The organism is Micromonospora luteifusca, assembly GCF_016907275.1.
Lineage (GTDB): Bacteria > Actinomycetota > Actinomycetes > Mycobacteriales > Micromonosporaceae > Micromonospora > Micromonospora luteifusca.
On sequence record NZ_JAFBBP010000001.1, the window covers coordinates 3,936,189 to 3,949,416 of the forward strand.

General features: G+C 71.2%; 11 protein-coding genes and 1 tRNA gene. 9 read left to right on the forward strand and 3 right to left on the reverse strand.

The window, feature by feature from the left end:
• Positions 1-52 precede the first annotated feature (52 nt).
• The gene (gene metG / locus JOD64_RS17935) at positions 53-1,855 is read left to right on the forward strand and encodes a methionine--tRNA ligase (RefSeq protein ID WP_204943268.1); all 1,803 of its coding nucleotides are present in this window, start codon (positions 53-55) and stop codon (positions 1,853-1,855) included.
• 46 nt (positions 1,856-1,901) lie between these two features.
• Here the strand turns inward: metG and JOD64_RS17940 are convergent, their stop codons facing one another.
• Positions 1,902-3,149 (reverse strand): hypothetical protein, encoded by a 1,248-nt coding sequence (locus tag JOD64_RS17940; RefSeq protein WP_204943269.1) that lies wholly within the window; start codon positions 3,147-3,149, stop codon positions 1,902-1,904.
• A gap of 142 nt (positions 3,150-3,291) precedes the next feature.
• On the opposite strand from JOD64_RS17940, the gene JOD64_RS17945 reads away from it, so the two are divergent.
• The 6 genes from JOD64_RS17945 (at position 3,292) to JOD64_RS17970 (ending at position 9,291) form a co-directional block, all read left to right on the forward strand.
• The gene (locus JOD64_RS17945) at positions 3,292-4,188 is read left to right on the forward strand and encodes a TatD family hydrolase (protein WP_204943270.1); all 897 of its coding nucleotides are present in this window, start codon (positions 3,292-3,294) and stop codon (positions 4,186-4,188) included.
• A 46-nt stretch (positions 4,189-4,234) separates the two neighbouring features.
• Complete coding sequence (gene rsmA / locus JOD64_RS17950; protein ID WP_204943271.1) at positions 4,235-5,104, forward strand: 16S rRNA (adenine(1518)-N(6)/adenine(1519)-N(6))-dimethyltransferase RsmA; 870 nt, start codon at positions 4,235-4,237, stop codon at positions 5,102-5,104.
• 74 nt (positions 5,105-5,178) lie between these two features.
• Positions 5,179-6,129, forward strand: coding sequence for a 4-(cytidine 5'-diphospho)-2-C-methyl-D-erythritol kinase (locus JOD64_RS17955; RefSeq protein ID WP_204943272.1), 951 nt, complete (start codon positions 5,179-5,181; stop codon positions 6,127-6,129).
• A gap of 120 nt (positions 6,130-6,249) precedes the next feature.
• The gene (locus tag JOD64_RS17960) at positions 6,250-8,055 is read left to right on the forward strand and encodes an ABC-F family ATP-binding cassette domain-containing protein (protein ID WP_204943273.1); all 1,806 of its coding nucleotides are present in this window, start codon (positions 6,250-6,252) and stop codon (positions 8,053-8,055) included.
• 102 nt (positions 8,056-8,157) lie between these two features.
• Complete coding sequence (locus JOD64_RS17965; RefSeq protein WP_204943274.1) at positions 8,158-8,613, forward strand: DUF4383 domain-containing protein; 456 nt, start codon at positions 8,158-8,160, stop codon at positions 8,611-8,613.
• Positions 8,614-8,814: 201 nt separating this feature from the next.
• Complete coding sequence (locus JOD64_RS17970) at positions 8,815-9,291, forward strand: DUF4383 domain-containing protein (RefSeq protein ID WP_204943275.1); 477 nt, start codon at positions 8,815-8,817, stop codon at positions 9,289-9,291.
• Positions 9,292-9,298: 7 nt separating this feature from the next.
• Here the strand turns inward: JOD64_RS17970 and JOD64_RS17975 are convergent, their stop codons facing one another.
• Both JOD64_RS17975 and JOD64_RS17980 read right to left on the reverse strand, forming a co-directional pair.
• Complete coding sequence (locus JOD64_RS17975; RefSeq protein ID WP_204943276.1) at positions 9,299-9,994, reverse strand: TetR/AcrR family transcriptional regulator; 696 nt, start codon at positions 9,992-9,994, stop codon at positions 9,299-9,301.
• A 223-nt stretch (positions 9,995-10,217) separates the two neighbouring features.
• Positions 10,218-11,183 (reverse strand): acyl-CoA desaturase, encoded by a 966-nt coding sequence (locus JOD64_RS17980; RefSeq protein WP_204943277.1) that lies wholly within the window; start codon positions 11,181-11,183, stop codon positions 10,218-10,220.
• A gap of 316 nt (positions 11,184-11,499) precedes the next feature.
• On the opposite strand from JOD64_RS17980, the gene JOD64_RS17985 reads away from it, so the two are divergent.
• Together JOD64_RS17985 and glmU are read left to right on the forward strand one after the other, a co-directional pair.
• Positions 11,500-11,571 (forward strand) — tRNA-Gln (locus JOD64_RS17985).
• Between the two features lie 110 nt (positions 11,572-11,681).
• A complete protein-coding gene (gene glmU, locus JOD64_RS17990; RefSeq protein WP_204943278.1) occupies positions 11,682-13,217 on the forward strand; it encodes a bifunctional UDP-N-acetylglucosamine diphosphorylase/glucosamine-1-phosphate N-acetyltransferase GlmU in 1,536 nt (511 codons plus the stop codon).
• Positions 13,218-13,228: the final 11 nt, after the last annotated feature.

Below are 13,228 nucleotides of genomic sequence, written 5' to 3' on the forward strand. Positions count from 1 at the left end.
CACCCCCCATTGGTTCGCGGTCGCCCCGGACGGGTCACTAGGCTTGCTGCTCATGAGTCACGTTCTCGCGGCGGTGGCCTGGCCGTACGCCAACGGCCCACGCCACATCGGCCACGTCTCCGGTTTCGGCGTTCCCTCCGACGTCTTCGCCCGGTACATGCGGATGGCCGGTCACGACGTGCTCATGGTCTCCGGCACCGACGAGCACGGCACCCCGATCCAGGTGCAGGCCGACGCCGACGGGGTGACCCCGCGCGAGCTGGCCGACCGGTACAACAGGGTGATCGTCGAGGACCTGCACGGCCTCGGTCTCTCCTACGACCTGTTCACCCGCACCACCACCCGCAACCACTACGCGGTGGTGCAGGAACTCTTCGAGGGGATGTACCGCAACGGTTACATCGTGCCGAAGACCACCATGGGCGCCATCTCCCCGTCCACCGGGCGCACCCTGCCCGACCGTTACATCGAGGGCACCTGCCCGATCTGTGGGTACGACAGTGCCCGCGGCGACCAGTGCGACAACTGCGGCAACCAGCTCGACCCGATCGACCTGATCGACCCGAAGTCGCGGATCAACGGGGAGACCCCGAAGTTCGTCGAGACCGAGCACTTCTTCCTGGACCTGCCCGCCCTGGCCGAGGTGCTGCGGCAATGGCTGGACACCCGGGACGGGTGGCGGCCCAACGTGCTGCGGTTCTCCCGCAACCTGCTCGACGACCTCCAGCCCCGGGCGATCACCCGTGACCTGGAGTGGGGCGTGCCGATCCCGCTGGACGGCTGGCGCGACCGACCGGACAAGCGGATCTACGTCTGGTTCGACGCGGTGATCGGCTACCTGTCCGCCTCGATCGAGTGGGCTCGCCGCTCCGGCGACCCGGAGGCCTGGCGGAAGTGGTGGTCCACGGACGGGGCCGGTAAGGACAGCCAGTCCTACTACTTCATGGGCAAGGACAACATCGTCTTCCACTCGGTGATCTGGCCGGCGTTGCTCTCCGGCTACTCCGGCGAGGGCTCCCGCGACGGTCAGCCGGGCGAGCTGGGTCGGCTCAACCTGCCCACCGAGGTGGTCTCCAGCGAATACCTGACCATGGAGGGACGCAAGTTCTCCTCCTCCCGCAAGGTGGTCATCTACGTTCGCGACTTCCTGGAGCGCTACGACGCCGACGCGCTGCGCTACTTCATCGCCGCCGCCGGTCCGGAGAGCAACGACACCGACTTCACCTGGGCCGAGTTCCTCCGCCGCAACAACGACGAACTGGTCGCCGGCTGGGGCAACCTGGTCAACCGGTCCGTCTCGATGGCGGCGAAGAACTTCGGGGTGATCCCGCCGGTCGACCCGGCCGGGCTCACCGAGGCCGACGAGGCGCTGCTCGCGACCGCCCGCGCCGGCTTCGGCACGGTCGGCGACCTGATCGGCCGGCACCGGCAGAAGCAGGCCATCGGCGAGGCCATGAAGGTCGTCGCCGAGGCCAACAGGTACCTCTCCGAGCAGGCGCCGTGGAAGCTCAAGGACGAGGCGGACAAGCCTCGGATGGGCACCATCCTGCACGTCGCCCTCCAGGTGATCAGCGACGCCAACACGCTGCTCACCCCGTTCCTGCCGCACTCCGCGCAGCAGGTGCACGACCTGCTCGGTGGCACCGGCGTGCACGCGCCGATGCCGGTCATCGAGCAGGTCGACGACCTGGACGGCGGTCCGGCGTACCCGATTCTCACCGGCGACTACACCGTCGGCGCGCGTTGGGAGTCGGTGGCGCTGGAGGCGGGCCGACCGTTGGCCGTGCCGAAGCCGGTGTTCCGCAAGCTCGACCCGTCGATCGTCGACGAGGAGCTGGCCCGGCTGGCCGACTGAACGCACGACGCGCGCGGCGGCAGGGCTGCCCTGCCGCCGCGCGACGTCACATCGCGTACCGGGTGTCCATCACCTGGTCGTCGGTCACCTCGGCGCCCGGCGCCCAGGCCTCGTAGACGCCACGTTCGTGGCACTGCGCCCCGGTCGTGACCACCGCGTCCGGGTTCGGGTAGCGCAGACGCATCCGCAGCCAACCGGCCTCCTCCCGCAGCACCAGGCACGGCACGCCCCGCCACTGGGCGAACCGGAGCCGGCGGGCCACCGCATCCACCGGATAACGGGCCGCCCGGGTCATCGCCAGCACCCGGAACCCGCCCGGCAGGTCGGCCACCGCCTCGTACTCGCTGTCGCCGTACATGCCGACCAGTTGAGTGGAGCGGGCCGCGTCCGAGTTCGGCACGTACTCCTGGTCCGGGGAGATGTCCGGCACCGCGGCCAGCAGGTGCCGCCACTGCGGGCCCACCATCCGCAGCCACCCGCGCTGCTCGGCCTGGTAGGTGTAGAGCACCACCTCCACCCCCTCCGCCGGGTAGGCGATCAGGGCGGCGTTCGCGGGCATCGGCAGATCGGCGAAGTCCCGGGTGATGAACTCCGGGATGAGCTGACCGTTGCTCGGCACGAAGCCCGTGCCCAGCACCGGCGCGCCGAGCCGGTCCCGGGATGCCAGCGCGGTCAGGCCGCGGTGTGCCTCGCCCACCGGCACGTCGTAGTCGCCCGGGTCGGACGCCCGCCAGCGCAACGCGTACGCCACATCCGAGTTGTCCCGGCCGACCTCACCGTCGGTGCGCAGCACCGTCGTCGTCGACGGCGTACGCAGATGCGCCACGTCATGCTCGCGGTAGCAGAATCCGTGCGGCAGCCAGCCCCGTACGTACCCGGCGAGCTGCCGGGCAGAGAGCACCTTCATCATCCGGGTGCCCCGCCGGACCACGGCCGACGCGCGTGCCGCCGTCAGCGTCGGATCCCCCGCCGCAGCCGGCTGTTGGCTGAGTTGGTGCAGGTACGCCCAACCCCGCTCGCGGTGCGCCGGCATCATCAGCGGCGTCTCCGGCTCGTCGGCCGGCTCCGGCGCCCCGTGCACCGCGGTCACCTCGGTGACGTGCACGAAGCGCCGCCACGGCAGGGCGGTGCCCGGTCGGGGTGCCCACTCGAATCCGGCCACCTCGTCGGCGCTGAACAGCTCGTACGCGGCGCCTCGGGCAATCTCCTCGGCCGGGTAGACGCCGCCTCCGAACGCCACGTGCAGCCCGGTCCGTTCGCCGGCGGCGTCGCCGACCTGGGGGGTGACGCTCATGCCGTCACCTCCCTCTGCTCGGTGAGATGGGGACCGTCTCGCTGCTGCGTCGGCCCGGTGGCGCGCACTGGGGACGGTAGAGTCGCGCGACGTAGCCGGGGTGAACGTCGGGTGGCGGGCAGATGGACAGGCCCGGTGTGTGATGCTGTCGCTGATGAGCGAGCCGACTGAATCCCGTCGAGAGCGTGCCGCCCGGCGGGCCGGAGAGTTTCCGCCCGCCCCCGAGCCGCTGCCCCGGCCGGTGCTGGACAGCCACACCCACCTGGACATCACGGTCAGCGAGGCCGGTGTGCCCGGCGGGCCGACCGATGACCCGGTTGCCGTGGCGATCACGTTGGCCACCAAGGTCGGCGTGGACCGCCTGGTCCAGGTGGGGGTGGACGTCGCCTCCTCCCAGTGGGGCGCGGACATCGCCGACCGGTACCCCGCGGTGCTGGCCACCGTGGCGCTGCACCCGAACGAGGCGCCCCGGCTGGACGACCTCGACGAGGCGCTGCGGGAGATCGAGTCACTCGCCGCCCGCGACCGGGTCCGGGGGATCGGCGAGACCGGGATGGACTTCTTCCGGACCGGCGACGAGGGGCGTGCCGCGCAGGAGGAGAGTTTCCGTTCCCACATCGCCATCGCGAAGCGGTACGGCAAGACGCTGGTCATCCACGACCGGGACGCGCACTCCGACGTGCTGCGGGTCCTCGACGACGAGGGCGCTCCCGAGCGGGTGGTGCTGCACTGCTTCTCCGGTGACGCGGACTTCGCCCGCGAGTGCGTCCGCCGTGGCTACCTGCTCAGCTTCGCCGGCACCGTCACCTTTGGCAGCGCCACCGCGTTGCGCGAGGCCGCCGCGCTCACCCCGATGGACCAGATCCTGGTGGAGACCGACGCCCCGTACCTCACTCCGACGCCGCATCGTGGCCGGCCGAACGCCTCGTACCTGATTCCGGTCACCGTCCGCGCGCTGGCCGCGACCACCGGCAGCGACCTGGACGAGCTGTGCGCGGCCATCTCGGCCAACGGCGACCGGGCCTTCGGCCCGTGGTGAGCCCGGCTCGACGGTCGGCCCCGACGTCGCCGTTACGCTGCCAGGCATGACCGGTCTCCTCGGCCCGGCGGAGATCCGGGAACTCGCCGCCCGGCTGGGCGTCGCGCCCACCAAGAAGCTGGGCCAGAACTTCGTGCACGACCCGAACACCGTGCGCCGGATCGTCAACGCCGCCGGCCTGACCCCCGACGACGTGGCCCTGGAGGTCGGGCCGGGGCTCGGCTCGCTGACCCTGGGGCTGCTGCCCGTCGCCGGGCACGTCCACGCCGTGGAGATCGACCCGGTGCTCGCCGGGGCACTGCCGGAGACCGCCGCGCGGCACGCCGGGGCCGACGCCGGTCGGCTCACCGTGCACCGCGCCGACGCGCTGCGCATCGACGCCGCCGAGCTGGCGGACCCGCCGCCGACCGCGCTGGTGGCGAACCTGCCCTACAACGTGGCCGTGCCCGTGGTGCTGCACCTGCTCGCCGTGCTGCCCACCCTGCGGCACGGCCTGGTGATGGTGCAGAAGGAGGTCGCCGACCGGCTCGTCGCCGGTCCCGGCTCGAAGGTGTACGGCATCCCGTCGGTCAAGCTCGCCTGGTACGCCCAGGCCCGGGGCGCCGGTCGGGTGCCCCCGAACGTGTTCTGGCCGGTCCCCAACGTCGACTCCGGCCTGGTCGCCTTCACCTGTCGTGAACCACCCCGAGCCGACGTACCCCGGGAAGAGGTCTTCGCGGTGGTCGACGCGGCGTTCGCGCAGCGGCGCAAGACGTTGCGGGCCGCGTTGGCCGGCTGGGCCGGCGGCCCGGACCGGGCCGCCGCCGCCCTCACCGCGGCCGGCGTCGACCCCGGTGCCCGGGGGGAGGCACTGACCGTCGAGCAGTTCACCGCCATCGCCGCGTCGGCTCCGGTCGGTACGCGGGCCGCGAAGTAGGCTGACGCCGTGCCTGAGGAGATGATCTTGACCGAGCCGTTCGACATTCGTCTGCGCGTACGGGAGATCACCCCGTGACCGAGGCCTGGCGACCGGACGGCGAGGACGAGCGACGCGGGGCCATCGGTCCGGTGAAGGTCCGGGTGCCCGCGAAGGTCAATCTGCACCTCGGGGTGGGCCCGCTGCGCCGTGACGGCTACCACGAGCTGAACACGGTCTACCACGCCATCTCGATCTACGACGAGCTGACGGCCCGCCGGGGCGACACTCTCGCCCTGACCATGGAGGGCGAGGGCACTGGCGAGCTGGCGTTGGACGACACCAACCTGGTGATCCGTGCCGCGCACGCCCTCGCCGGGTACGCGGGCGTGCTGCCACACGCCCGACTGCACCTGCGAAAGCAGATCCCCCTCGCCGGTGGGCTGGCCGGCGGTAGCGCCGACGCGGCCGCCACGCTGGTGGCCTGCGACGCGCTCTGGGGCACCGGGCTGTCCCGCGACGAGTTGGCCGGGATCGCCGCGGACCTCGGCTCCGACGTGCCCTTCCTGATCTACGGCGGCACTGCGCTGGGCACCGGCCGGGGCGAGGCGATCAGTCCCGTGCTGGCCCGCCCCACCTCCTGGCACTGGGTGGTGGCGATCGCCGACGGCGGCCTCAGCACCCCGGCCGCGTACCGCGAGTTGGATCGGCTCCGCGACGCCGGGACCGCTGGTGCCCCGCTGGGCAGCACTGACGCCCTGCTGGGTGCGTTGCGCCAGCGTGACCCCCGGGTGCTCGCCCGGACGCTCGGCAACGACCTCCAGGACGCCGCGCTGGCCATGCGCCCGGCACTGGCCGACACGCTCAAGGCCGGGGAGGCGGCCGGCGCGCTTACCGGCATCGTCTCCGGCTCCGGGCCGACCTGCGTGTTCCTCGCCGCCGATGGGGCAGACGCGGAGCGGATCGCCGCCGAGTTGACGGCTGCGGGCGTGTGCCGGGAAGCCCGGATCGCTCATGGTCCGGTCGCCGGCGCTCGCGTCGGCTGACGGCGCGTCCCACCGGGCCCGCGGGCGCGCGGCGCGGGCATCCATGTCGTCCGCGTACCCTTGGGTCAGGCGTCCAGGTGCCCGCCGGCACCGGGACGCTTTGATCATGAAGGGTGGAACGTGGCGAACATCGTCAATCTGGACCGGGTGTCCAAGGGGTACGGCGCCGCCGGGCGGCTGCTCACGGACGTCTCGCTCGGCCTGGACGACGCCGACCGGATCGGCGTGGTCGGCCTCAACGGTGCCGGCAAGTCCACCCTGCTGCGGCTGCTCACCAAGCAGGAGGACCCCGACGACGGCCGGGTGACCCACCGCCGCGACCTGCGCGTGCTCTGGCTGCCGCAGCAGCTCACGCTCGCCCCCGACGCCACCGTCCGGGACGTGGTGCTCGGGACCGCCTGGCTCGCCGAGGGCATGGGCGCCGAGCACGAGTGGGCCGGCGACGCCGGGGTGCGTGCCATCCTCGACGGCCTCGGTATGCCGCACCTCGGCCTCGACCAGCCGGTCGGCCCGATGTCCGGTGGCGAACGGCGGAGGGTGGCGCTCGCCGCGCTGCTCGTCCGCGACTCCGACCTGCTCATCCTCGACGAGCCCACCAACCACCTCGACGTCGGCGGTGTCGACTGGTTGGCCCGGCACCTGGTCGGCCGCAAGGGTGCCCTGGTCGTGGTCACCCACGACCGGTGGTTCCTGGACGCGGTCTGCACCAACACCTGGGAGGTCGCCGACCAGACCGTCCGCGCCTACGAGGGTGGGTTCGCCGCCTGGACCCTCGCCCGTGCCGAGCGCGAACGCGTCGCCGCCGCCACCGAGGCCCGCCGGCAGAACCTGCTCCGCAAGGAGATCGCCTGGCTGCGCCGTGGCCCGCCCGCCCGGACCTCCAAGCCCCAGTTCCGCATCGACGCCGCGAACGCGTTGATCGCCGACGTGCCGCCGGCGCGCGACACCATGTCCCTGCAGCGCATGGCCACCTCACGGCTCGGCAAGCAGGTGTACGACCTGGAGAACGTCGAGCTGCACGCCGGCCCCAAGGAGATCCTGCGCGACGTCACCTGGCTGGTCGGCCCCGGCGACCGGATCGCCATCCTCGGTGCCAACGGCGCCGGCAAGACCACGCTGCTGCGGATGCTGGCCGGCATCACCCGCCCCGACGGTGGCCGCCTTGGCACCGGCTCCACCGTGCGGCCCGCATTCCTCTCCCAGGAGCTCACCGAGCTGCCCGGGCACCTGCGAGTGCTCGAAGCCGTCGAGGAGGTCGCCCGCCGGGTGCAGCTCGGCGACCGGGAGGTCTCGGCCGCGCAGCTCGCCGAGGTGTTCGGCTTCGACGACCGCCGACTCTGGACCCCGGTCAGTGACCTCTCCGGTGGGGAACGCCGCCGGTTGCAGATGCTGCGGCTGCTCGCCGGCGAGCCCAACGTGCTGCTCTTCGACGAGCCCACCAACGACCTGGACACCGACACCCTCGCCGCGCTGGAGGACCTGCTCGACTCGTGGCCCGGCACGATCATCGTGGCGAGCCACGACCGGTACCTGATCGAGCGGGTCACCGACACGGCGTACGGGATGTTCGGCGACGGCCGGCTGGTGCACCTGCCGGGCGGTGTGGATGAGTACCTCGCCCGTACTGCCGAGCGGTCCGGCTTTTCGCGGGCGGCCGTCACGTCGGGATCCGCGCCGGCTGCTTCCTCGGGAGGCGGCATGTCCGCCGCCGAGGTCCGCCAGGCACGCAAGGAGTTGACCCGGCTGGAACGGCAGCTCAGCAAGCTCGACCAGCGCGAGACGACGCTGCTGGATCAGCTCGCGGCGGACGCCACCGACTATGCCCGGGTCGCCGAGTTGGACACCCAGCTCAAGGATCTGCGCGCCGAGCGGGAGCGGATCGAGGAGACCTGGATGACGCTCGCCGAGGAGCTTCCCGAGAGCTGACCGGGCCGGACGCGCCAGCCCGGGGGCCGTGTGCGGCGTCACACCGCCACATGCGGGACAATCGTCGGCGACACCTCACCCCACGGCGTTGGAGACTCAGACATGGCCCACACCCCCGTCAACCACCCCGCGCGGCCGATCTACCGGGCGATCGGCGGGCTGACCGGTCTGTACCTGGTGGTCTTCGGTGTGCTCGGCATCATCACGAGCGCCGGCAACGAGATCTTCGCCCAGGACGACACCCAGGTCCTCGGTCAGGGCACCAACCTCGGCTTCTCGCTGCTCACCGTCCTGCTCGGGATCGTCGTGCTGATCGGCACCGCGCTCGGCCGCAACATCGACGTGGCGATCAACCAGTGGCTTGCGTACGCCCTGATGGTGGTCAGCCTGGCCGGTCTCGCGTTCATCCGGACCGACGCCAACTTCTTCAACTTCAGCATCACTACGGTGATCGGCGTGATGGCGGCCGCCCTGGTGCTGCTCATGGCCGGCATGTACGGCAAGGTCGGGTCGGACGAGGAGGCGGAGGCGTTCCAGAAGGCTCGTCTCGTTCTCTGATCCTTGGTTGCGGCGGTGGTTTTCGCCGGAGCCCGAGCTGCTCCGGGCGGTCAGGCTTGATCCCTGCGCAGCTCGGGCTCCGGCGAAAACCTGACTCGGTCCAGCCTTCGGCGGACCCTTTCCGGCTTTGTGGTTCCTCGGACAGATGGTTCTGTATTGGGTGACAATCCTCCTGAAACGGTCACTTCAGGGGGTCTGGGTATGCCGCACTTTCCGGTTAACCATCCGGCACGGCCGCTCTACCGGGTCCTCTCCGGCCTGATCGGCGTCTACATCCTGATCTTTGGCGTCTGGGGCATCGCCGAGACGATCGGCAACCCGCTCTTCGACCGAAGCAGCACCTGGGCCCTCGGGCTCCGCACCAACCTGGCCTTCTCGCTGGCCTCGGTGGTCTTCGGAATCGTCCTGATCATCGGAGCTTCGCGGCGCACCAACCTCGGCCACTACATGAACCTCACCGCCGGGGTGGTGTTCCTGGTTACCAGCATCCTGATGATGTCCGTGCTGCAGACCGACGCGAACTTCCTCAACTTCTCGATGTCGACCGTGATCGTGTCGATGCTGTTCGGCCTGATCCTGCTCGGCACCGGCCTCTACGACAAGGTCGGCCCACCGGAACACGCCGAGGCGGAACGGGAGCACCGCAAACATCCGGTGGCCGAGGTGCACCGCCGCTGACCCTCGGTCAGCGACGTCGGGCGGTGATCAAGGTCGGCTTCGCCTCCAGGTGCGACAACCCGTTCCACGCCAGGTTGACGAGGTGCGCCGCCACCGTCTCCTTGCGCGGCTTGCGCACCTCCAGCCACCAGCGACCGGTCAGTGCCACCATGCCGACCAGCGCCTGCGAGTACAGCTCGGCGAGCTTCGGGTCGTACCCCCGGCTCTTGAACTCGGCGCCCAGAATGTGCTCGACCTGGTGCGCCACGTCGTTCATCACGCTGCTGAAGGTGGCCGTGCCGGACATCAACGGCGACTCGCGGACCAGCACCCGGAAACCGCTGGTCTCCTCTTCGATGTAGCCCAGCAGGGCCAGGGCCGCCTGCTCCAGCAGCTCCCGTGGATGCCCGGCGGTCAACGCCGTGGTGATCCGGTCCAGCAGGGCGCGGACCTCCCGGTCCACCACCACCGCGTAGAGCCCTTCCTTGCCGCCGAAGTGCTCGTACACCACCGGCTTGGAGACCTTGGCGCGGGCCGCAACCTCCTCGATGGAGGTGGCGTCGAAACCGCGCTCGGCGAAGAGCTGCCGCCCGGTCGCGATCAACTGCTCGCGTCGCTGAGCCGCCGACATGCGGACCCGGGAGGTGGGTTTGGGTTTGGGCGCCGAGGCCGGCGACGTCGTCCGCCGGCCGCCGGCACCGTCACCGTCAGTGACCTCAGGCATGTCGCCGCCTCGCTGGCGCTCGGTGACGCCCTGCCGTGGAATGGTGCCTCCGCTGTGCCCGTTCACGTCGTCGCCTCACTGGCGGGCGGTTCGACCGCCCTGCCACGCCGTCCGACCGTACCCGGATCGGGCCCGGCCCCCCGTGCGCCGAGCCGTCCGGTCCCCCCGCGTGGCTCGATCATCCGGCCATCCTGCCAGGCGACCTCCCGGTGCACCGCCCGGTTTACCGGGGTGCGACCGGCTTCACCAGCTTGGCGGCGAGTCGCTCGGGCTTCGGCCAGCGCACCTGCGTCGCCGCGCCGACCTTCTCGAACAACCAGATCACCCGGGCGGAGATGTCCACCTGGCCGCGCAGCACACCGTGCCGGGCGCTGGTGGGGTCGGCGTGGTGCAGGTTGTGCCAGCTCTCGCCGAACGACAGGATCGCCAGCGGCCAGAAGTTCGATGCGCGGTCGCCCTGGCGCATCGCGAACGGACGCTCGCCGTAGACGTGGCAGACCGAGTTGATCGCCCAGGTGACGTGGTGCAGCAGGCCGATCCGGACCAGGCCCGCCCAGAAGAACGCGGTCAGCGCGCCCTGCCAGGACCAGGACACCAGGCCGCCGATCAGTGCCGGGCCGAGCAGTGAGATGGCCACTATCGCTGGGAAGAGTCGATCGACCCGGCTGATGTCCCGGTCGGCGATGAGGTCGGGTGCGAAACGCTCCCGGTTGGACAGTTCCCGGCGGAACAGCCAGCCCACGTGGGCGTGGAACAGGCCCCTGGTCAAGGCCCAGAAGCTGGTGCCGAAGCGCCACGGCGAGTGCGGGTCACCCTCCAGGTCGGAGAAGGCGTGGTGCCGCCGGTGGTCGGCGACCCACTGGATGATCTCGCCCTGCACGGCCAGCGAACCCGCCACCGCCAGCGTCACCCGCAGCCACCGCTTGGCCTTGAACGAGCCGTGCGTGAAGTAGCGGTGGAAGCCGACCGTGATGCCGAGTCCCGAGACGACGTACCAGACCAGGCCGATGACCACGTCGGTCCAGCCCAGCCAGCCGCCCCATGCCACCGGCACGGCGATCAGCAGAGCGACGAAGGGGATCACCACGAAACCCCAGAGGGCGGCCAGGATGCCGGGGGACTGGCTGCCGTCGGTGAGTGGTTTGGGGCCGGATCCAGCGGGGGTGGGATCGAGCAGAGCAGTGGACATGGGACCTCGCAGGGGGACGATTACGATCACGAAGCTACGCCTACGTCACCGTAACTTACGGCACCGTAGATCGCACGGGGAAGTTTCGAATTACCCTCGCGTAACTGCTTAAATCCGCAGGTCAGGACAGTATTGTCGGTGGATGGGTTGGGGTGGCCCAGGGCGGCGTAGGCGCGGCTCAGGGCGGCGCGCGGGAGTACGCGGACTGCGGCCCGATCGGGGTGGGGCGGGACGAACGATGGCGTCCGGCGGCCGGGGCGCTAAGGTGTAGCGCGGGATGCCCATCCCCCCTGATGCGACGTGCTCGCATCGTTGATCGGCCGTGGTGTAATTGGCAACACCCGGGTCTTTGGTACCCGTATTTCAGGTTCGAACCCTGGCGGCCGAGCTGCCCATCTACGTCCGTTTTAGGGTCGGGTGGGGGTAAGAGGGGATCGTGCCAGGCGCCGCGGCTAGCATGGCCGCGAGAGTGTCCGCCGTCCCGACGGGAGCCACGTCGTGCCCCAGCCCCACCTCCGTACCGTCGTCGTGCTCGCCGCCGGTGAGGGCAAGCGGATGAAGTCGACACTGCCCAAGGTGCTGCACCCGCTGCTCGGTCGGACGCTGCTCGGTCACGTGCTGAGCGCCGCCGCGCCGCTGGCCGCGGACCGCACCGTTGTCGTGGTGGGGCATGGTGCCGACCAGGTCCGGGGGCACCTGACCGAGGTCGCCCCGGACGCGACGCCCGTGCTCCAGGCCGAGCAGCTCGGCACCGGGCACGCCGTGCGGATCGCGCTGGAGGCCGTACCGGACGGCGCCGGCACGGTCGTGGTGATCAACGGGGACGTGCCACTGCTGCGACCCGAGACGGTGGGCGCGTTGGTGACCGCACACGAGGAGGCCGCCGCGGCGGCCACCGTGCTGGCTGCCGAGGTGCCCGACCCGACCGGGCTCGGGCGGATCGTCCGGGACGCCGACGGCCGGCTGGAGCAGATCGTCGAGGAGCGCGACGCCGACGCCACGCAGCGCGCGATCCGTGAGATCAACGCCGGCATCTACGCGTTCGACGCGGTGCGGTTGCGCGAGGCGCTGAGCAAGCTCTCCACCGACAACGACCAGGGCGAGGAGTACCTGACCGACGTCTTCGGGCTGCTCCGCTCCGCCGGCGAGCCGGTGGCGGTGCACGTCGCCGTCGACCACACCGAGACGTTGGGCTGCAACGACCGGGTGGAGCTGGCGACGCTGCGCCGGCTGTTGCGCGACCGGGTCAACGAGGCGTGGATGCGCACCGGGGTGAGCCTGCTGGACCCAATGACCACCTGGATCGACGTGACGGTGGCACTGGACCGCGACGCCGTGGTCGACCAGAACACCCAGCTGCGCGGCAGCACGGTGGTCGGTGCGGGCGCGCAGATCGGGCCGGACGTCACGCTGATCGACACGATCGTCGGCCCCGACGCGTCGGTGGTCCGCAGCCACGCCGTCGGCGCCGAGGTCGGCGCGGGAGCCAGCGTCGGGCCGTACGCGTACCTACGGCCGGCCGCGCGACTGGCCGACAAGTCCAAGGTCGGCACGTTCGTCGAGGTGAAGAACTCCGAGATCGGCCCGGGCGCGAAAGTGCCGCACCTGACGTACGTGGGTGACGCGACGATCGGCGCGAAGGCCAACATCGGCGCGGCGACGATCTTCGTGAACTACGACGGGGTGAACAAGCACCGGACGGTCGTGGGCGAGGGTGCGTTCGTCGGCTGCGACACGAGCCTGATCGCGCCGGTCGAGGTGGGCGCCGGGGCGTACGTGGCGGCGGGCAGCGCGATCGCTCAGGACGTGCCGCCGGGCGCGCTCGGGGTGACTCGTGCGCCGCAGCGCAACATCGAGGGCTGGGTGGCGCGCAAGCGACCCGGGACGGTCTCCGCGGCGGCGGCCGAGCGTGCGCTGCGCGGTGCCGAGGGTGCGTCGGAAGTGACCGGCGCCGCAAGCGACAGTGAGGCAATGCACGGGGTTGCCGAGACGGTGGGCGGCGCATCCGGCGCGGGAGATACTGCAACCGAATAGTCCCTGACCCA

Bases quoted from the DNA above. Each gene is read 5' to 3' on its own strand.
- metG (WP_204943268.1), top strand. From the start codon at position 53: ATGAGTCACGTTCTCGCGGCGGTGGCCTGGCCGTACGCCAACGGCCCA.
- rsmA (WP_204943271.1), top strand. From the start codon at position 4,235: ATGACCGGTCTCCTCGGCCCGGCGGAGATCCGGGAACTCGCCGCCCGG.
- JOD64_RS17940 (WP_204943269.1), bottom strand. From the start codon at position 3,149: ATGAGCGTCACCCCCCAGGTCGGCGACGCCGCCGGCGAACGGACCGGG.
- JOD64_RS17980 (WP_204943277.1), bottom strand. From the start codon at position 11,183: ATGTCCACTGCTCTGCTCGATCCCACCCCCGCTGGATCCGGCCCCAAA.
- JOD64_RS17965 (WP_204943274.1), top strand. From the start codon at position 8,158: ATGGCCCACACCCCCGTCAACCACCCCGCGCGGCCGATCTACCGGGCG.
- JOD64_RS17945 (WP_204943270.1), top strand. From the start codon at position 3,292: ATGCTGTCGCTGATGAGCGAGCCGACTGAATCCCGTCGAGAGCGTGCC.
- JOD64_RS17970 (WP_204943275.1), top strand. From the start codon at position 8,815: ATGCCGCACTTTCCGGTTAACCATCCGGCACGGCCGCTCTACCGGGTC.
- JOD64_RS17975 (WP_204943276.1), bottom strand. From the start codon at position 9,994: ATGCCTGAGGTCACTGACGGTGACGGTGCCGGCGGCCGGCGGACGACG.